The sequence below is a fragment of the Bacillus sp. LJBS06 genome, from assembly GCF_016924995.1.
In the GTDB taxonomy this organism is placed as follows: Bacteria; Bacillota; Bacilli; order Bacillales; family Bacillaceae; genus Bacillus; species Bacillus stercoris.
In genome coordinates this window covers 3,207,270-3,223,808 of record NZ_CP070483.1, presented here as the reverse complement: position 1 = coordinate 3,223,808, position 16,539 = coordinate 3,207,270, and the positions used below count along the sequence as shown (strand labels likewise).

19 protein-coding genes are annotated in these 16,539 nt (G+C 44.4%); 14 read left to right on the top strand and 5 right to left on the bottom strand.

Annotated elements, in window-relative coordinates:
- Positions 1-10: 10 nt before the first annotated feature.
- Positions 11-1,984, top strand: a complete 1,974-nt coding sequence (locus tag JQX68_RS16415) for a S9 family peptidase (protein ID WP_147772488.1) — start codon at positions 11-13, stop codon at positions 1,982-1,984.
- 42 nt (positions 1,985-2,026) lie between these two features.
- Here the strand turns inward: JQX68_RS16415 and JQX68_RS16410 are convergent, their stop codons facing one another.
- Positions 2,027-2,362 (bottom strand): NifU family protein, encoded by a 336-nt coding sequence (locus JQX68_RS16410; protein WP_172640843.1) that lies wholly within the window; start codon positions 2,360-2,362, stop codon positions 2,027-2,029.
- A 97-nt stretch (positions 2,363-2,459) separates the two neighbouring features.
- Here JQX68_RS16410 and JQX68_RS16405 point away from each other — a divergent pair, with 97 nt between their 5' ends.
- Complete coding sequence (locus JQX68_RS16405) at positions 2,460-2,786, top strand: YuzD family protein (protein ID WP_040081940.1); 327 nt, start codon at positions 2,460-2,462, stop codon at positions 2,784-2,786.
- A gap of 223 nt (positions 2,787-3,009) precedes the next feature.
- Here JQX68_RS16405 and JQX68_RS16400 read toward each other — a convergent pair whose 3' ends face one another.
- The gene (locus JQX68_RS16400) at positions 3,010-4,077 is read right to left on the bottom strand and encodes an NAD(P)/FAD-dependent oxidoreductase (RefSeq protein ID WP_014665237.1); all 1,068 of its coding nucleotides are present in this window, start codon (positions 4,075-4,077) and stop codon (positions 3,010-3,012) included.
- 262 nt (positions 4,078-4,339) lie between these two features.
- Here JQX68_RS16400 and JQX68_RS16395 point away from each other — a divergent pair, with 262 nt between their 5' ends.
- From JQX68_RS16395 to JQX68_RS16370, 6 genes are all read left to right on the top strand, one after another.
- Entirely contained in the window at positions 4,340-4,576 is a 237-nt protein-coding gene (locus JQX68_RS16395; RefSeq protein ID WP_003222913.1) for a YuzB family protein, read from the top strand.
- Between the two features lie 136 nt (positions 4,577-4,712).
- On the top strand, positions 4,713-5,927 hold the full coding sequence (locus tag JQX68_RS16390) for a NupC/NupG family nucleoside CNT transporter (protein WP_147772487.1): 1,215 nt from the start codon (positions 4,713-4,715) through the stop codon (positions 5,925-5,927).
- Positions 5,928-6,048: 121 nt separating this feature from the next.
- Positions 6,049-6,903 (top strand): diaminopimelate epimerase, encoded by an 855-nt coding sequence (gene dapF / locus JQX68_RS16385; protein WP_014665235.1) that lies wholly within the window; start codon positions 6,049-6,051, stop codon positions 6,901-6,903.
- A 77-nt stretch (positions 6,904-6,980) separates the two neighbouring features.
- Entirely contained in the window at positions 6,981-7,343 is a 363-nt protein-coding gene (locus tag JQX68_RS16380; RefSeq protein ID WP_003244166.1) for a HesB/IscA family protein, read from the top strand.
- Positions 7,344-7,660: 317 nt separating this feature from the next.
- The gene (gene paiA, locus JQX68_RS16375) at positions 7,661-8,203 is read left to right on the top strand and encodes a spermidine/spermine N(1)-acetyltransferase (protein ID WP_069150236.1); all 543 of its coding nucleotides are present in this window, start codon (positions 7,661-7,663) and stop codon (positions 8,201-8,203) included.
- Positions 8,203-8,826 (top strand): FMN-binding negative transcriptional regulator, encoded by a 624-nt coding sequence (locus tag JQX68_RS16370; protein WP_147772486.1) that lies wholly within the window; start codon positions 8,203-8,205, stop codon positions 8,824-8,826. The genes paiA and JQX68_RS16370 overlap by 1 nt, the downstream gene beginning before the upstream one ends.
- Before the next feature lie 71 nt (positions 8,827-8,897).
- Here the strand turns inward: JQX68_RS16370 and guaC are convergent, their stop codons facing one another.
- Entirely contained in the window at positions 8,898-9,878 is a 981-nt protein-coding gene (guaC, locus tag JQX68_RS16365; protein ID WP_069840260.1) for a GMP reductase, read from the bottom strand.
- A 278-nt stretch (positions 9,879-10,156) separates the two neighbouring features.
- Between guaC and JQX68_RS16360 the strand changes: the two genes are divergently transcribed.
- A complete protein-coding gene (locus JQX68_RS16360; RefSeq protein WP_003228723.1) occupies positions 10,157-10,297 on the top strand; it encodes a hypothetical protein in 141 nt (46 codons plus the stop codon).
- A gap of 39 nt (positions 10,298-10,336) precedes the next feature.
- Here the strand turns inward: JQX68_RS16360 and yumC are convergent, their stop codons facing one another.
- A complete protein-coding gene (yumC, locus tag JQX68_RS16355; RefSeq protein WP_003220618.1) occupies positions 10,337-11,335 on the bottom strand; it encodes a ferredoxin--NADP reductase 2 in 999 nt (332 codons plus the stop codon).
- Positions 11,336-11,665: 330 nt separating this feature from the next.
- Between yumC and JQX68_RS16350 the strand changes: the two genes are divergently transcribed.
- From JQX68_RS16350 to spsC, 4 genes are all read left to right on the top strand, one after another.
- Entirely contained in the window at positions 11,666-12,886 is a 1,221-nt protein-coding gene (locus tag JQX68_RS16350; protein WP_147772485.1) for an NAD(P)/FAD-dependent oxidoreductase, read from the top strand.
- Positions 12,887-13,058: 172 nt separating this feature from the next.
- Positions 13,059-13,202 carry a YuiA family protein gene (locus tag JQX68_RS16345; RefSeq protein ID WP_015714640.1) on the top strand — a complete coding sequence of 48 codons (144 nt, stop codon included), beginning with the start codon at positions 13,059-13,061 and terminating at the stop codon, positions 13,200-13,202.
- 53 nt (positions 13,203-13,255) lie between these two features.
- Positions 13,256-13,576 (top strand): YuiB family protein, encoded by a 321-nt coding sequence (locus JQX68_RS16340; protein ID WP_014665226.1) that lies wholly within the window; start codon positions 13,256-13,258, stop codon positions 13,574-13,576.
- A gap of 102 nt (positions 13,577-13,678) precedes the next feature.
- Positions 13,679-14,335 carry a stationary phase survival protein SpsC gene (spsC, locus tag JQX68_RS16335; protein ID WP_080488032.1) on the top strand — a complete coding sequence of 219 codons (657 nt, stop codon included), beginning with the start codon at positions 13,679-13,681 and terminating at the stop codon, positions 14,333-14,335.
- A 29-nt stretch (positions 14,336-14,364) separates the two neighbouring features.
- Here the strand turns inward: spsC and JQX68_RS16330 are convergent, their stop codons facing one another.
- A complete protein-coding gene (locus JQX68_RS16330) occupies positions 14,365-14,841 on the bottom strand; it encodes a divergent PAP2 family protein (protein ID WP_014665224.1) in 477 nt (158 codons plus the stop codon).
- A 157-nt stretch (positions 14,842-14,998) separates the two neighbouring features.
- On the opposite strand from JQX68_RS16330, the gene JQX68_RS16325 reads away from it, so the two are divergent.
- Positions 14,999-16,501 carry a leucyl aminopeptidase gene (locus tag JQX68_RS16325; RefSeq protein WP_014665223.1) on the top strand — a complete coding sequence of 501 codons (1,503 nt, stop codon included), beginning with the start codon at positions 14,999-15,001 and terminating at the stop codon, positions 16,499-16,501.
- Positions 16,502-16,539 lie beyond the last annotated feature (38 nt).

Sequence of the window (16,539 nt, the reverse complement as noted above, 5' to 3'; positions counted from 1 at the left end):
AGATATGAATATGAAAAAGCTGATAACCGCAGAAGACATCACAGAGATTGTCTCTGTGACAGATCCTCAATACGCCCCAGACGGCACCCGTGCCGCATTTGTGAAGTCGCAAGTAAACCAAGAGAAAGATTCGTATACATCAAATATATGGGTCTATGAAACAAAAACAGGCGGGTCTGTTCCTTGGACACATGAAGAAAAGCGAAGCACCGACCCAAGATGGTCTCCGGACGGGCGCACGCTTGCTTTTATTTCTGATCGTGAAGGGGATGCAGCACAGCTGTATATCATGAGCACTGAAGGCGGAGAAGCAAGAAAACTGACTGATATCCCATATGGCGTGTCAAAGCCGCTATGGTCCCCAGACGGTGAATCGATTCTTGTCACTGTCAATTTGGGAGAGGGAGAAAGTGCTAATGATCAAGAAAAATTGGAGCAGGACAGCTATGAACCTGTTGAAGTTCATGGTCTCTCCTATAAACGGGACGGCAAAGGGCTGACGAGAGGTGCGTATGCCCAGCTTGTGCTTGTCAGCGTCAAGTCTGGCGAGATGAAGGAGCTGACAAATCACAAAGCCGACCATGGCGATCCTGCTTTTTCTCCTGACGGAAAATGGCTTGTTTTCTCAGCTAATTTAACTGAAACGGATGATGCCAGCAAGCCACATGATGTTTACATGATGTCACTGGCGTCTGGTGATCTAAAGCAGGTTACACCTCATCGCGGCTCATTCGGATCGAGTTCATTTTCACCAGACGGAAGGTATCTTGCTTTGCTTGGAAATGAAAAGGAATATAAGAATGCAACGCTCTCAAAGGCGTGGCTCTATGATATCGAACAAGGCCGCATCACATGTCTGACTGAGATGCTGGACGTTCATTTAGCGGATGCGCTGATTGGAGATTCATTGATCGGAGGTGCCGAACAGCGTCCGATTTGGACGAAAGACTGCCAAGGGTTTTATGTTATCGGCACAGATCAAGGAAGCACGGGAATCTATTATATTTCGATTGAAGGCCTTGTGTATCCGATTCGTCTGGAAAAGGAGTACATCAATAGCTTCTCTCTTTCACCTGATGAACAGCACTTTATGGCCAGTGTGACAAAGCCGGACAGACCGAGTGAGCTTTACAGTATCCCGCTTGGACAGGAAGAAAAACAGCTGACTGGCGTGAATGACAAGTTTGTCAGTGAACATGCGATTTCAATGCCTGAAGAGATTCAATATGTCACAGAAGACGGCGTGACGGTGAACGGCTGGCTGATGAAGCCTGCACAAATGGAAGCTGAAACAGCATATCCACTTATTCTCAACATACACGGTGGTCCTCATATGATGTACGGGCATACATATTTTCATGAGTTTCAAGTGCTGGCGGCGAAGGGATACGCGGTCGTCTATATCAATCCGAGGGGAAGCCACGGCTACGGTCAGGAATTTGTGAATGCAGTCAGAGGAGATTATGGGGGAAAGGATTATGACGATGTGATGCAGGCTGTGGATGAGGCTATCAAACGAGATCCGCAGATTGATCCTAAGCGGCTCGGCGTCACGGGCGGAAGCTACGGAGGTTTTATGACCAACTGGATCGTCGGGCAGACGAACCGCTTTAAAGCTGCCGTCACCCAGCGTTCGATTTCAAATTGGATCAGCTTTCACGGCGTCAGTGATATCGGCTATTTCTTTACAGACTGGCAGCTTGAGCATGACATGTTTGAGGACACAGAAAAGCTCTGGGACCGGTCTCCTTTAAAATACGCAGCAAACGTTAAGACACCGCTTTTGATTCTGCATAGCGAGCGGGATGACCGGTGCCCGATCGAGCAGGCGGAGCAGCTGTTTATCGCTCTGAAAAAAATGGGCAAGGAAACGATGCTTGTCCGTTTTCCGAAAGCGTCGCACAATTTGTCACGCACCGGACACCCAAGACAGCGGATCAAGCGCCTGAATTATATCAGCTCATGGTTTGACCAATATCTCTAATAAAAAAAGCCAGGCTGATCAAATATCAGCCTGGCTGCTTGATTAAAAGACTTGTTCTACTTCAACGACACCCGGCACTTCTTCTAGAAGAGCGCGCTCAATTCCGGCTTTCAGCGTAATTGTTGAACTTGGGCAGCTGCCGCATGCGCCTAGAAGACGAAGCTTAACAATACCTTCATCTACGTCTACAAGCTCACAGTCACCGCCGTCACGAAGTAAAAACGGACGAAGTTTGTCCAGTACTTCCTGCACCTGTTCTTTCATTTCAACTTCAGTCATGACATTCGCTCCTTTCATCGTCATAAAACCATTATATTCAGTGTAACAATAAAAATCTATTGTTTGGTTTGCAAAGTTGCTTTCCCTATTATAGCACATTCAGACTTCAACACAAAAACGGTTTTTTTCTATAAAAACGCCCTTTGGCTCTGTATACTTAAAGAAAGGACTTACCTAGGAGAAGGGGGCATTTGCAGTGATGAAACCAATCATGCTCAGCGTGTACGGGGCAGAAACCGTTTGTGCGAGCTGTGTCAATATGCCGACAGCCAAGGATACATACGAGTGGCTTGAGGCTGCGCTGAAAAGAAAATATCCGAATCAGCCTTTTGAGATGCAATACATTGATATTCATGAGCCGCCTGACAATGAACAGGCGAAAGAGCTTGCGGAAAAAATCAGAAATGACGAGTATTTTTATCCGCTTGTACTCGTAGAAGACAAAATTGTCGGTGAAGGCAATCCAAAATTAAAAGATGTTTATGAGGAAATGGAGAAGCATGGGTATATAGAAAACCGCTGACTTGATCAGCGGTTCCAGCGTGTGGACAAACCCTCGCATTCGTTGTCAAGCCTGTGCGTTGGTGCTCACGAATGAAAACATTCGCTCCGCTCCAATGCTCGCCTTTCATAGACTTCAAGGGTTTTCAAACACGCTGAAAAGATGAAAACGGCTAAAACTAAAACCGTTTTAGCCGTTTGTAATCATTTAAACCGCTGACCTAATCAGCGGTTCTTCTCTATCATTAACCGTTATGGTGTTTGTACATCCACAGCAAGCCGGATTTTAGCATACGCGGAACACGGCCGATCAGCGGACGGTCAGCAACAAGCCCGAAGCCGGCTTTTTTTCCAAGTGAACCGAGGACGCCTTTCAGCTTAAACTGCGGCATTGATTCAGGCAGGGCTTCTCCATTCCAGCGTTTTTGCAAGATTTGGACAATCTGCTCTGCTTGAGCCTCTGCCAGCTGGGCGCTCGGTGCATGAGGAAGGCTGGCGCAATCGCCAACAACATACAGATGTTCATCACCTGGAAGATTGTGATGAGGCGTTAATACAATACGCCCTTGTGCGTCCTTCTCCACATCTAAGTCTCTGACAACTTTGTTTGGCTGTATGCCGGCAGTCCACACGATGGCGTCTGCAGAAATCGGATCATCGTGGTTATACACAACGCCTTCTTCTACTTTTGTGATATTTGCCCTGTTAATAATGCGGACACCGTGCTCTTCGAACCATTTTTGCACATATTTGCTCAAACGCTCGGGAAAGCTTGATAAAATGAGATTACCGCGGTCGAACAAAATAATGTTCAGGTCATCACGGCTTTCTCTCAATTCACTTGCAAGCTCAACACCGCTTAAGCCCGCTCCGACAATGGCGACGGTGGCATTAGCGCTCAGGTTATTCAGCTTTTGGTAGGTTTCACGGGACTGATCGATGGTTTGAATGCTGTAGGTGAATTCAGGCGCTCCCGGCACGTTGTGATATTTATCCTCACAGCCGAGCCCGATGACGGCGTCATCGTAAGAAATCGGTTCACGATCTTGGAACAGCACTTGTTTTTGTGCAATATCAATTGATGTGATATCACCGTATTGGACATCCAGGCGAGGGTGCTCTGGGAATGACACTCTGATATGGTGGTCAGAAATTGTGCCTGCGGCAAGGGCATAATATTCTGTTTTCAAGCAGTGATAAGGATTTCTGTCAATTAACGTGATTGAAACATCATCAGGCAGCTGGTTTGGCAATAAGCGATGAAGAACACGCATGTTCCCGTAACCTCCGCCGATCAAGACCAATTTTTTCATTTGAATTCCCCTTTAATCCGAAGAGTATGATAGACACATTGAAGAAAATACGAACTATGTAAAATAACATCTAGAATTATATCGAATTTGATCTAAAATCACAATAATAGTTTCAAAATAACCTACAATTTAGCCTGAAAGCGCAAATTAGTAAAACGTTATACAAGAAATGATATGTTACGATAATAAATCTTGAACAGTCCGTTGTCTTTGACGAATCGTAAAAAATTCGCGATAATGGATGTATGTGAGGTGAAACCGCATGAATCCAATGATTGAATTTTGTGTCAGCAATCTGGCTCACGGCTCTCAGGAAGCTAGGGCGATTTTAGAGAAGGATCCCAACCTGGATGTCCTTGAATACGGCTGCTTAAGCTACTGCGGGACATGTATGGAATCGCTTTTCGCTCTGGTAAACGGAGAAGTCGTCATGGGTGAAACGCCTGCTGAGCTTGTTGAGAATATATATACCTTTATTGAAGAAAATCCAATGTTTTAAAGAAAAGGGCCTGGACAGGCCCTTTTTTATTTTGTCGTACAAAAGAACTAAAAAAATGTGTAGACATCAAAAAATATTATTGTTATCGTATAAAAGATATTTTTTTAAATAAAATTTAAGAGGTGTACGAGTATTCATGAATGTTCTGTGGGGACTGCTGGGCGCAGTTGCGATCATTGCTATCGCGTTTTTATTTTCAGAAAAGAAAAGCAATATTAAGATAAGAACCGTCATCGTTGGTTTATGCACACAGGTGGCGTTTGGATACATCGTGTTGAAATGGGAAGCGGGACGCGCTGTTTTTTTATGGTTTTCAAGCCGTGTACAGCTTCTGATTGACTATGCGAATGAAGGCATCAGTTTTATTTTTGGACCGCTTTTAAAGGTCGGCGACAGTCCGGCATTTGCATTAAGTGTACTGCCCGTTATCATTTTCTTCTCAGCACTGATTGCAGTTTTATATCATTTGAAAATCATGCAGCTCGTTTTCCGTGTCATTGGCGGCGGATTGTCGAAGCTCCTTGGAACAAGCAAAACGGAATCTCTGGCTGCTGCTGCCAATATTTTTGTAGGACAATCAGAATCTCCGTTAGTGATCAAGCCCCTGATTGCCGGGCTGACGCGCTCTGAGTTGTTTACGATTATGACGAGCGGACTATCGGCTGTTGCGGGATCTACCTTGTTTGGGTACGCGCTTCTTGGTATTCCGATTGAATACTTGCTGGCGGCCAGCTTTATGGCTGCTCCAGCTGGACTTGTGTTTGGTAAATTGATTATACCCGAAACGGAAAAAACGCAAACCGTAAATAGCGATTTTAAAATGGATGAAGGCGAAGGCGCAGCCAATGTCATTGACGCAGCTGCAAAGGGAGCGTCAACAGGACTGCAAATTGCGTTAAATGTTGGGGCGATGCTGCTAGCGTTCGTTGCGTTAATCGCTGTAGTAAACGGTATTCTCGGCGGGGCTTTCGGCTTGTTCGGCTTAAAAGGCGTCACATTAGAATCCATTCTCGGCTATGTGTTTTCTCCTATCGCCTTTTTGATTGGCGTGCCTTGGCATGAAGCATTGCGGGCTGGAAGCTATATCGGCCAGAAATTGGTGCTGAATGAGTTTGTCGCTTATTCTAATTTCGGTCCGCACATCGGCGAGTTTTCTAAGAAAACGGCTACCATTATCAGTTTTGCGTTATGCGGATTCGCGAATTTTTCCTCAATTGCGATTATGCTTGGTACGCTTGGCGGATTAGCGCCCAGCCGCCGTTCGGATATCGCACGTCTCGGCTTGAAGGCTGTTCTTGCGGGAACATTAGCCAATCTGCTCAGCGCAGCTATTGCCGGCATGTTTATATAAACAATAAAAGCTCCTTGCGTCAGTGCAAGGAGCTTTTATGTATGAAAAACGGGGGATAATTGTATTGTGTCCGTTTATAATAGCTTTTATACTAAGAAAAAGAAAAAAGTTGGAGGCACCTATGAACTCATTTCGATTTACCAAAATGCACGGCCTGGGAAACAATTATATTTATGTGAATCAATTTGAAGAACAGCTTCCTGAAGAAAAACTGTCAGAGATTGCAATTCAGGTTTCTTCTGTTTATACAGGGATCGGTTCTGACGGAATGATCCTGATATGCCCATCAGATCAAGCGCCTGTTAAAATGCGGATTTTTAATAATGACGGGTCTGAAGGGAAAAACTGCGGCAACGGCCTGCGCTGCGTCGCAAAATACGCATATGAGCATAAGCTGGTTGAGGAAACATCTTTTCTGATTGAAACCCTCTCCGGGCTTGTGAAAGCGGAGGTTCAAGTTGAAAATGGAAAAGTGAATGTGGTCACTGTCGATATGGGCGAACCGCGCTTATCAAAATCTGAACTCCCGATGCTTGACGGCGGGGAAGAGCACACAATCAATGAAACCATGGCATTTGGTGAAGTTGAGCTAACAGGCACTGCCGTTTCAATGGGAAATCCGCATATCGTTTTTCCAATCGCTGACATCGAACAGGCACCTTTAACGACACTGGGACCGGTGATTGAGAAAGACCCGAGATTTCCGGAAGGCGTCAATGTGGAATTCGTCGAAACCGTGAATGAACAAGAACTGCATTTCCGCGTCTGGGAACGGGGATCAGGCATTACACAGGCATGCGGGACAGGGGCATGTGCAGCGGCTGTCGCATCTGTGTTGAACGGCGTATCAAAACGAAATCAAGACATCACGGTGCATTTAGCAGGCGGTGATTTGGTGATAAACTGGAAAGATAACGGCCATGTGATGATGACAGGGCCTGCCGAAACCGTTTGTGAGGGTGTCTATTTCTTGTAAAACACCTTGTTTGAGAATTGGGACGATCATGTTTATAATAAAAGACAGCAACGGTTTTTAAAAGGAGGTTCACAATGATGAGCAACCCGGTAACAATTACAGAAGCAGCAGCTTTGCATATAAAAGATATGATGAAAGAGCATGAGGAAGAAAACGCGTTTCTGCGCGTAGGCGTCAAAGGCGGCGGCTGCAGCGGGCTTTCTTACGGCATGGGCTTTGAGCATGAAAAGAGTGAATCAGACAGTGTGTTTGACCAGCACGGCATTACTGTTCTAGTTGACAAAGAAAGCCTCGACATCATGAACGGCACCGTGATTGATTATAAGCAATCCATGCTCGGCGGCGGCTTCACCATCGACAATCCAAACGCCATCGCTTCATGCGGCTGCGGTTCTTCGTTCAGAACAGCAACGAATGCAGGCAAGCCTGAAGAGTGCTAAGCACTAAAAACGGATAGCGATTATTACTGACGCTTTTCTTAGCGATAAATTATCGTTAAGGGAGGCGTTTTTATTATGCTCTGCATTTTAAAAATGAAGCAGAGGTCCGAGTGTTTCGGACAGAGAAATGCTGTATTGTCGTTATTTTGTATTTTGTTGTAAATACAGCGAAGTTACGCTATATTTAATACATAGTATTTTATTGCAATTGCAACAAAAATAACATTGAGGAGTTGATGATGGAGAAGATTTTTGGTGGAATGGTAACAAGGTCAGTATCTGTTCCGTGATTTTATATAAAGGAGCTAAGTCCGAACATGAGTGTAAACATTAAAAAATGCAGCCGGGAAGATTTACAAATACTCCAACAATTGAGTATCGAAACATTCAACGACACTTTTAAAGATCAGAATTCACCTGAAAATATGAAAGCCTATTTAGAAAGAGCATTTAACACGAAGCAGTTGGAAAAGGAATTATCCAATATGTCTTCAGAATTCTTTTTTGTTTACTTTGATCATGAAGTCGCTGGATATGTAAAGGTCAACATCGATGATGCGCAGTCTGAAGAAATGGGCGCTGAATCACTTGAAATCGAGAGAATTTATATAAAGAACAACTTTCAAAAGCATGGGCTTGGCAAACATCTGCTGAATAAAGCGATAGAAATTGCGCTGGAACGTAATAAAAAGAACATTTGGCTAGGTGTATGGGAAAAAAACGAAAATGCCATTGCCTTTTATAAGAAAATGGGGTTTGTTCAGACTGGCGCCCACTCATTTTATATGGGGGATGAAGAACAAACAGACTTAATCATGACTAAAACGCTCACATCATATTTTTCAAAGGGTGGATATTGATGTATATTCCAAAATATTTTAAGGTCACAAATGCTGAAGACATTTGGAATTTTGTACAAGAAAACGCCTTTGGTACGATTGTCACAACAGAACAAGGAAAACCAATTGCCACTCATTTGCCGTTAGGATTTCATAAAAAAGGCGATCATTACTATATTACGGGGCATTTCGCTTATGGAAATCCTCAGTGGAGAACGTTTGAAGCCTGTGAAGATGTGCTTGTGATGTTTCAGGGACCGCACGCTTATATTTCTTCTTCCTGGTATTCACGCGAAAATGTTCCGACGTGGAATTATCAGGCTGTCCACATGTATGGAAAAGCAAGTATGTTAGAGAAAGATGAATTAGTAGAAGAATTAACAATGATGCTGGAGAAATACGAAAAACATCGTGATCATCCTGTTTTATGGGATAAGCTTTCTCCAAAACTCTTAGAACGTGAATTGAAAGGTATTGTTGGATTTAAGATTAAGGTGGAAGACATTCAGGCGGCATATAAATTAAGCCAGAACCGAAGTGAAACAGATTATATGAACATCATTGATCAGTTGCAACATGAAGAAAATCCAAATGCAAAACAAATGGCAGAACTGATGAAAGATACATTCAATAAGCGAATATAAACATACTTTGCTGAAGAAGTAGCAGAAAACGCCAAGTCAAGCATCGCCGCTGACTTGGCGTTTTTTTATGATTAATATTTATCCCCATTAAAAATCGAATTCTTCACAATTACATAATCCACATTGCGGATGGCGTCAAGCTTTGTTCCGCCTGCATAAGAAATAGAAGATTGAAGATCCTGCTCCATTTCAATCAGTGTATCCTTAATTGAGCCTTTATGCGCCACGTGCATTTTTTTGCCTTCGACATTTTTCTTTTCGCCTTTTTGGAATTCAGAGGCTGAGCCGAAGTACTCTTTGTAAAGCTTTCCGTCTTTTTCGATCGTTTGGCCTGGCGATTCTTCGTGTCCGGCAAATAGTGAACCGATCATGACCATCGTTGCGCCGAATCGGATTGATTTTGCGATGTCGCCATGGGTGCGGATGCCGCCATCGGCGATAATCGGTTTGCTCGCAGCTTTGGCGCACCAGCGCAGCGCCGCTAATTGCCAGCCGCCTGTGCCAAAGCCGGTTTTGATTTTCGTAATACATACTTTTCCCGGTCCGATGCCGACTTTAGTGGCATCCGCTCCCGCATTTTCAAGCTCTCTGACCGCTTCGGGCGTTCCGACATTGCCAGCAATCACAAAGCTGTCCGGCAAATGTTTTTTGAGGTGCTGAATCATTTCAATGACAGCATTTGAGTGACCGTGAGCAATGTCAATTGTCACATATTCCGGAGCCAAATTTTCTTCTGCCAGCTGGCGGACAAATTCATACTCCTCCTCTTTAACGCCCACGCTGATAGAAGAGAATAATCCGCGTGCGTTCATATCTTTAATAAAATCAATTCGTGTTTCAGGCTCAAATCGGTGCATGACATAAAAGTAGCCATTTTCGGCTAATTGAATCGCAAGCTTTTCATCTATAATCGTCTGCATATTGGCAGGGACGACGGGTAATTTAAAGGTACGTCCGCCTAAACGTACGGATGTATCACATTCTGAACGGCTATTTACAATGCATTTTGCAGGAATTAGCTGAATATCTTCGTAATCAAACACGTTTTCCATGGTTTTCACTCCTAAAAACGAATATTTAAAAGTATATTATATGAAATGTTCGCCTTATATAATGTACTCTGTTTTATTTAGGATGTCAAACAATATTATTTTCTGGCAGGTGTGGTACAAGTGCCGAAGCTTGTCATGCAGAGTGAGTTTAGGTATCATAGTTTTAACGAATGGTCTTAGAGAGCGGATCAAAACGCGAATGATATACGTTCAGCAAAGCTTGGTTGTTCAGCACCAGGCTTTCTTTATGGCATGAACATGTGAAAGGAGCGAAAAAGATGGCCCAAAACGAAGAAAAAACACCGAAGTCCCAAAAGATTCAAGACCGCATTATTATGGCAATGATCTGGGTAGTCGCAGCACTTGTGATTGCGCTGGTTGTTGGAACTGCACTGAATTATATAAATATCTTCAAATAAAAAAGGAGCTGTGTCACCTGACACAAACTCCTTTTTTTATTATTTATTTTCAAAAAGACTTGTTGAGTGAAGAGGCTGTACGCGGGCTTTCGGGTCCATGTAAGCCTTGGCGTTGTTCACTGCTGTCGGTGCCTCACCGAAGCCGCTGGCAATCAGGTTGACTTTTCCTTCGTATGTACAAATGTCACCTGCTGCAAAGAAACCTTCGATATTTGTTTCCATTGTTGATTTTACGACAATGGAATTTTTCTCGATGTCCAGGCCCCAGTTTTTGATCGGTCCAAGAGATGAAACGAAACCGTAGTTGACGATTAAGTCATCAATTTCTAAAATCTCTTTGCGGTCGCCTTTCACTTCTTCAAGCACAAGCTGTTCAATTTTGTCTTCGCCGATCAGCTCCGCAGGGACGAATGGTGTCAGGACATTAACCTTCGACGCATGAAGGTTTTCCACACTGTGCTCGTGCGCACGGAACTTGTCGCGGCGGTGAATGATCGATACTTCTTTTGCGATCGGCTCAAGCATAAGCGCCCAGTCAACCGCGGAATCTCCACCGCCAAGGATCGCAACGCGTCTGCCGGCGAATTTTTGCAGATCGTCAACGAAGTAATGGAGGTTCTTGCCTTCATACTGCTCGGCATTTTCAAGTTCCAGCTTTCTCGGTTTGAATGCGCCGTTTCCTGCAGTAATGATGACTGTTTTAGAGTAGTGGGTTTCTTCATTTGTTACAAGCTTAAACACGCCATCTGCTTGTTTTTCAACTGATTCAACCGCTTGCTCCAGACAAATGGTTTGGTCGAATTTTGCCATTTGCTCTTTTAGGTTATTGATAAGCTCTTGCGCGCGGATTTTCGGGAATCCCGCTACATCATATATATACTTTTCAGGGTATAGGGCGCTAAGCTGTCCGCCAAGCTGAGGCAGGCTTTCGATAATTTTGACGCTTGCCTGTCTCATCCCGCCGTAAAAAGCGGTGAATAAGCCGACCGGTCCCCCGCCTATAATTGTAATATCATAAACCTTTGTATCCTCTCGCATACGAAAATTGCCTCCTAAATGAAAATTGTTATTAATTATACCATATTGCCGTTCGAATTGACGAGTCAGAGAAAAAATCGTAAGGATACAACGCGCCCATCCATTCTTGAAAATATTTCCGCCGGCCGCTACGATAATAACCAAATGAAATGATCTTTTTCTGAATGTTTCTTGAGCCAGCCGGATAAACATGGTAGTAGTGCTATGGGTGAGGACTTCACAAAAAACTTTTCAATATATTTCATAAAATCCCGCCAATAAGCTGAAGCTAACACAAATGATGATTTTATTATGGGTCTAACAAAAGCAAAAAAAGAGAAGGTGGATGTGATGGCATTGAATAAGCCCAAAATCGTGATTTTAGGTGCAGGATATGGCGGATTGATGACGGTGACAAGGCTGACGAAGTATGTCGGGCCGAATGATGCTGACATTACGCTTGTAAATAAACACAATTATCATTATGAAACGACATGGATGCATGAAGCGAGCGCGGGTACGCTCCACCATGACCGCTGCCGTTATCAGATAAAAAATGTAATCAACCAGTCGCGGGTCAATTTTGTACAGGATACCGTAAAGGCAATCAAAATAGATGAGAAAAAAGTTGTGCTTGCGAATGGAGAACTGCAGTACGATTATTTAGTCATCGGGCTCGGCGCCGTGCCTGAAACATTCGGCATTAAAGGTTTGAAAGAATATGCGTTTCCGATCGCCAACATCAACACGTCGCGCCTGCTGCGGGAACATATTGAGCTGCAGTTTGCGACTTACAATACGGAAGCGGAAAAAAGACCGGACAGGTTAACGATCGTTGTTGGCGGCGCCGGATTTACGGGTATTGAATTTCTTGGCGAGCTGGCGGCTCGCGTGCCGGAGCTCTGTAAGGAGTATGACGTTGACAGAAGCCTTGTCCGCATCGTTTGTGTGGAAGCAGCGCCGACCGTTTTGCCGGGCTTTGATCCGGAACTTGTTGACTATGCCGTACATTATCTTGAGGAAAACGGAATTGAGTTCAAGATCGGCACGGCTGTACAAGAATGTACACCAGAAGGAGTCAGAGTCGGCAAAAAAGATGAGGAACCAGAGCAGATCAAATCGCAAACTGTTGTATGGGCGGCAGGTGTCCGCGGCCATCCGATTGTGGAGGAAGCTGGTTTTGAAAATATGCGCGGCCGGGTGAAAGTCAACCCTGATCTTCGCGCCCCGGGACATGACAATGTCTTTATTCTCGGTGACAGCTCGCTGTTTATGAATAAAGATACAGAGCGTCCGTATCCGCCAACTGCGCAAATTGCCATGCAGCAGGGCGTAACAGTCGCTAAAAACCTTGGCAGGCTTATTAAAGGCGGAGAGCTTGAGGAATTCAAGCCGGACATTAAGGGGACAGTGGCTTCTCTTGGCGAGCATAACGCGGTTGGGGTTGTTTATGGCAGAAAGCTGAAAGGCACGCCGGCTTCGTTTATGAAAAAAGTCATTGATAACCGCTCATTGTTTATGATTGGCGGACTCGGACTGACACTGAAAAAAGGCAAGTTCAAGTTTTTCTAAAAACCCGCGGAAGCGGGTTTTCTTTATTAAAAAACGCCAAAATAAAAAGAGAAAGAGAGGAAAACAAGTATGTTTCCGCTTACATGAAAAAATTTGTCACATGATCTGACTTTATTGTTGACAGCCTGATATGTTATATTATCAGAAAATTAAGAAAAAGGGTGATGATCAGATGAAAACTGCAACGACAACCGCTTCACATGCATGCCCATTTTGCTCAGGAAAAGGATATTTTCAATTGATTCTCGGCGGTTCAGAGACTTGTCCTTCTTGCCAGGGGACAGGAAAAGACAGTCATTCATTTTCCAGACGTTGACTTTATTTCCGCCCCCGCGTTACACTAAAAGCAACGCAGGGGGGTGGAATAGGTTGATTAGTCTGCCAGTCGTAATCATCTCAATTGTTTTGTTTTTTGTTTTGTTTTTTGGAATCGGTTTCTTATTAAACATGCTGCTGAGAATGTCTTGGATTATGGCTGTGATTTATCCGGTTGTATGCCTTTTCATTATCAGTAAAGAAAAGCTGGTCAGCTATGTCCAGTCACCGGGAGAATCCTTTGCCAGCCTGTTTCATCGTGTCTTATCATTAGCGGCTGCCGATGTGCTGATTTTAGCCAGCGGTTTGGCCGGCGCCATTGTGTCAGGGATAGCGATCAATATGCTCAGAAAAAGAGGATATCAAATGTTTTAACTGCCGCTTTCTTCTATAGAAAGCTTTTTTTGTATGTTCGCTCATTCATCATTTTGAATAATGCTCTCTCCGCTTGGGAACAATGATTCGGAGGAGAGGTGAATGATGTTGAATATGATCAGACGTTTGCTGATGACCTGTTTATTTCTGCTTGCATTTGGCACGACATTTTTATCAGTGTCAGGAATTGAAGCGAAGGACTTGTCAAAATGGGTGCAGGAACATCAAGAAAAGCACTTGAAGCATGCAGGACTGACATTAAAAGCATTGCAGCAGAAACAAACACAAACGACGTCCGCGGCTAAGGATAAAACAAAGCCGTTAGAAGAAGCATTTGACTGGGATGAGTATCCGGTCCAAAGAGTAACAGCAACTGGTTATACTGCAGGAGCTGAGTCGACGGGAAAAAATCCCGGTGATCCATTATACGGGCTTACATATTCAGGCGTGAAAGTGAAACGGGATCTGTATTCCACGGTTGCTGCCGACCCGTCGGTTTTCCCGATCGGCACGATTTTATTCATTCCGAATTACGGTCTCGGAGTTGTAGCGGACACCGGATCGGCTATTAAGGGAAACCGCCTTGATTTGTACTTTGAAACCGTCAAAGATGTATACAATGAATGGGGCAAAAAAACCCTTGATGTATATGTGATTAAAAAGGGAACGGGAAAGATTACCGAGGATGAGCTTGAGAAGCTCAATGAAACAAAATCTTTGCAAGTGTTCAGAAATCAATATAAAACGGTGAAAGAATAAAAACGCTCCAGCGAAAGCAGGAGCGTTTTTTACATGAAAAAGTAAGCGAGTGCTAATGTCAGTAAAATACCTGTTAGGCCTCCGAAAAAGACTTCGATCGGCTGATGTCCGAGAAGCTCTTTCAGCTTTTTTTGTTTTTCTTTTTCTTCAGCTTTAGGGAAGTCCTTTGCTTCATTAACAAAACGGTTAAAATCAATGACAAGCTTATTAATGACTGTTGCCTGCTCACCGGCGTGACGTCTGACGCCAGTTGCGTCAAACATGGTGATGACGGCGAAAATGGCAGAAACCGCAAAGAGTGAGGAGCCTAATCCATGCTCCAAGGCTACGCCTGTAGAAAGCGCAGTGACCGCTGCGGAGTGAGAGCTCGGCATGCCGCCTGTGCTTGTGACCAGCGACCAGTCCAGTTTTCTGGACACGATATACTGTATGGGCACTTTGATGACCTGAGCAAAAATAATTGCGGCCAGGCTTGATAATAAAGGAAAATTCGTTAAAAGTTCCATCGGCGACATCCTTTCTATTTGAAAAATCCTTCGTGTTTCAAAAGAAAAAAGCAAGTCTTAGACTGTTGTTTGATAAAATAAGTGTAGTGGAAAGAATGTTTTTCCTATTATACCATTGTTCATTACAAATACCCATTACGTTAGGAGTGTAAGCCTCATGTTTTATGCGGTACAGCAATTAGAGCATACAGAAACCCTTGTGGTCGGGCTTTTTCAAAAAAGCCAGCTGACAGGAAAAGCGTTGGAAATTGATGGAATGCTCGAAGGCCATCTGACACAGCTTTTAAAAGATGGTGATGTCTCTGCGAAACCGAATCAAGTATCAAAAGTATTCCCCCCAGCTTCTGCGGGTATGAAACGAATTTATTTCGTTGGTCTGGGAAGAAAAGCAAATTTTACGTTTGAACAGGCGAAGGAGCGTTTTGCTCATGTTTTTCAGGCTATTCATAAAGACCGAAAACAAGAAGCAGCTGTCCTGCTTGATACGTTTATTTCGGAAGATGTGCCTCCAGCCGATGCCGCTCATGCATTAGCTGAGAGCTGCCTGCTTGCTTCCTATGAGGTACAGGATTATAAGCACAAATCAAATGAGCCTGACAAACAAATTGAAACCGTATATGCTGTCACAGATGAAGATACACAGGAAGTGCAGGCGGGGCTTCGCGTCGGCCAGGCATACGGACAAGGGACAAATTCGGCTAGAACGCTTGTGAATATGCCAGGAAACATGCTGACCGCGACTGACCTCGCTTCATATGCAGAAGAGCTTGCGGCAAAATATGATTTTGAGTGTGAGATATTGGAGAAATCAGAGATGGAAGAGCTCGGTATGGGCGGAATACTTGCGGTAAACCAAGGCTCTGCCGAACCGCCGAAAATGATTGTGCTGAAATATCAGGGCAAAAAGGAATGGGAAGATGTCGTCGGACTTGTCGGGAAAGGGATTACATTTGACACAGGCGGCTACTCCATTAAAACGAAATCTGGAATTGTCGGCATGAAATCAGATATGGGGGGAGCTGCTGCGGTTCTCGGCGCTATGGAAACGATCGGAGAGCTTCGTCCCGAGCAAAACGTGCTGGCCGTTATTCCGTCAACCGATAATATGATCTCTGGCGGGGCGATGAAGCCTGATGACGTGATCGTATCTTTAAGCGGAAAAACAATTGAAATCCTCAATACAGATGCTGAAGGAAGGCTCGTGCTTGCAGATGGCATTACATATGCGAAACAGCATGGTGCATCAGTTCTTGTTGATGTGGCTACGCTTACCGGCGGCGTCGTTGTGGCATTAGGAACAGAAACAACCGGCGCAATGACAAATGATCAAAGCTTTTACCAGCAGGTAGCTGATGCCGCACAAGAGTGCGGCGAGGCGATCTGGCAGCTGCCGATAACAGAGAAGGATAAAAAGCGCGTAAAAAGCAGCCAAATGGCGGATCTCAGTAACTCGCCGGGGCGTGAAGGACATGCGATTATGGCAGGAACGTTTCTTGGAGAATTTGCTGAGTCAACACCTTGGGTTCATCTTGATATTGCGGGCACAGCGACTGCCAATAAAGCGACCTGCTTTGGACCATCCGGTGCAACCGGTGTTATGGCAAGAACATTGGCTACACTTGCGGAGCGATTTGCATTGGAAGAAGAGAAAAGCGAATAATGTTGAATCCCTGCTGCATCTTGCGGCGGGGATTTTTT

What these genes read in the sequence shown, in the direction of transcription:
- JQX68_RS16345 (WP_015714640.1), top strand. Translation starts at nt 13,059, where the DNA reads ATGAAAACTGCAACGACAACCGCTTCACATGCATGCCCATTTTGCTCA.
- spsC (WP_080488032.1), top strand. Translation starts at nt 13,679, where the DNA reads ATGATGTTGAATATGATCAGACGTTTGCTGATGACCTGTTTATTTCTG.
- JQX68_RS16400 (WP_014665237.1), bottom strand. Translation starts at nt 4,077, where the DNA reads ATGAAAAAATTGGTCTTGATCGGCGGAGGTTACGGGAACATGCGTGTT.
- JQX68_RS16395 (WP_003222913.1), top strand. Translation starts at nt 4,340, where the DNA reads ATGAATCCAATGATTGAATTTTGTGTCAGCAATCTGGCTCACGGCTCT.
- guaC (WP_069840260.1), bottom strand. Translation starts at nt 9,878, where the DNA reads ATGGAAAACGTGTTTGATTACGAAGATATTCAGCTAATTCCTGCAAAA.
- JQX68_RS16325 (WP_014665223.1), top strand. Translation starts at nt 14,999, where the DNA reads ATGTTTTATGCGGTACAGCAATTAGAGCATACAGAAACCCTTGTGGTC.
- JQX68_RS16360 (WP_003228723.1), top strand. Translation starts at nt 10,157, where the DNA reads ATGGCCCAAAACGAAGAAAAAACACCGAAGTCCCAAAAGATTCAAGAC.
- dapF (WP_014665235.1), top strand. Translation starts at nt 6,049, where the DNA reads ATGAACTCATTTCGATTTACCAAAATGCACGGCCTGGGAAACAATTAT.
- JQX68_RS16330 (WP_014665224.1), bottom strand. Translation starts at nt 14,841, where the DNA reads ATGGAACTTTTAACGAATTTTCCTTTATTATCAAGCCTGGCCGCAATT.
- JQX68_RS16350 (WP_147772485.1), top strand. Translation starts at nt 11,666, where the DNA reads ATGGCATTGAATAAGCCCAAAATCGTGATTTTAGGTGCAGGATATGGC.
- JQX68_RS16415 (WP_147772488.1), top strand. Translation starts at nt 11, where the DNA reads ATGAAAAAGCTGATAACCGCAGAAGACATCACAGAGATTGTCTCTGTG.
- JQX68_RS16380 (WP_003244166.1), top strand. Translation starts at nt 6,981, where the DNA reads ATGAGCAACCCGGTAACAATTACAGAAGCAGCAGCTTTGCATATAAAA.
- JQX68_RS16370 (WP_147772486.1), top strand. Translation starts at nt 8,203, where the DNA reads ATGTATATTCCAAAATATTTTAAGGTCACAAATGCTGAAGACATTTGG.
- JQX68_RS16410 (WP_172640843.1), bottom strand. Translation starts at nt 2,362, where the DNA reads ATGTGCTATAATAGGGAAAGCAACTTTGCAAACCAAACAATAGATTTT.
- paiA (WP_069150236.1), top strand. Translation starts at nt 7,661, where the DNA reads ATGAGTGTAAACATTAAAAAATGCAGCCGGGAAGATTTACAAATACTC.
- JQX68_RS16390 (WP_147772487.1), top strand. Translation starts at nt 4,713, where the DNA reads ATGAATGTTCTGTGGGGACTGCTGGGCGCAGTTGCGATCATTGCTATC.
- yumC (WP_003220618.1), bottom strand. Translation starts at nt 11,335, where the DNA reads ATGCGAGAGGATACAAAGGTTTATGATATTACAATTATAGGCGGGGGA.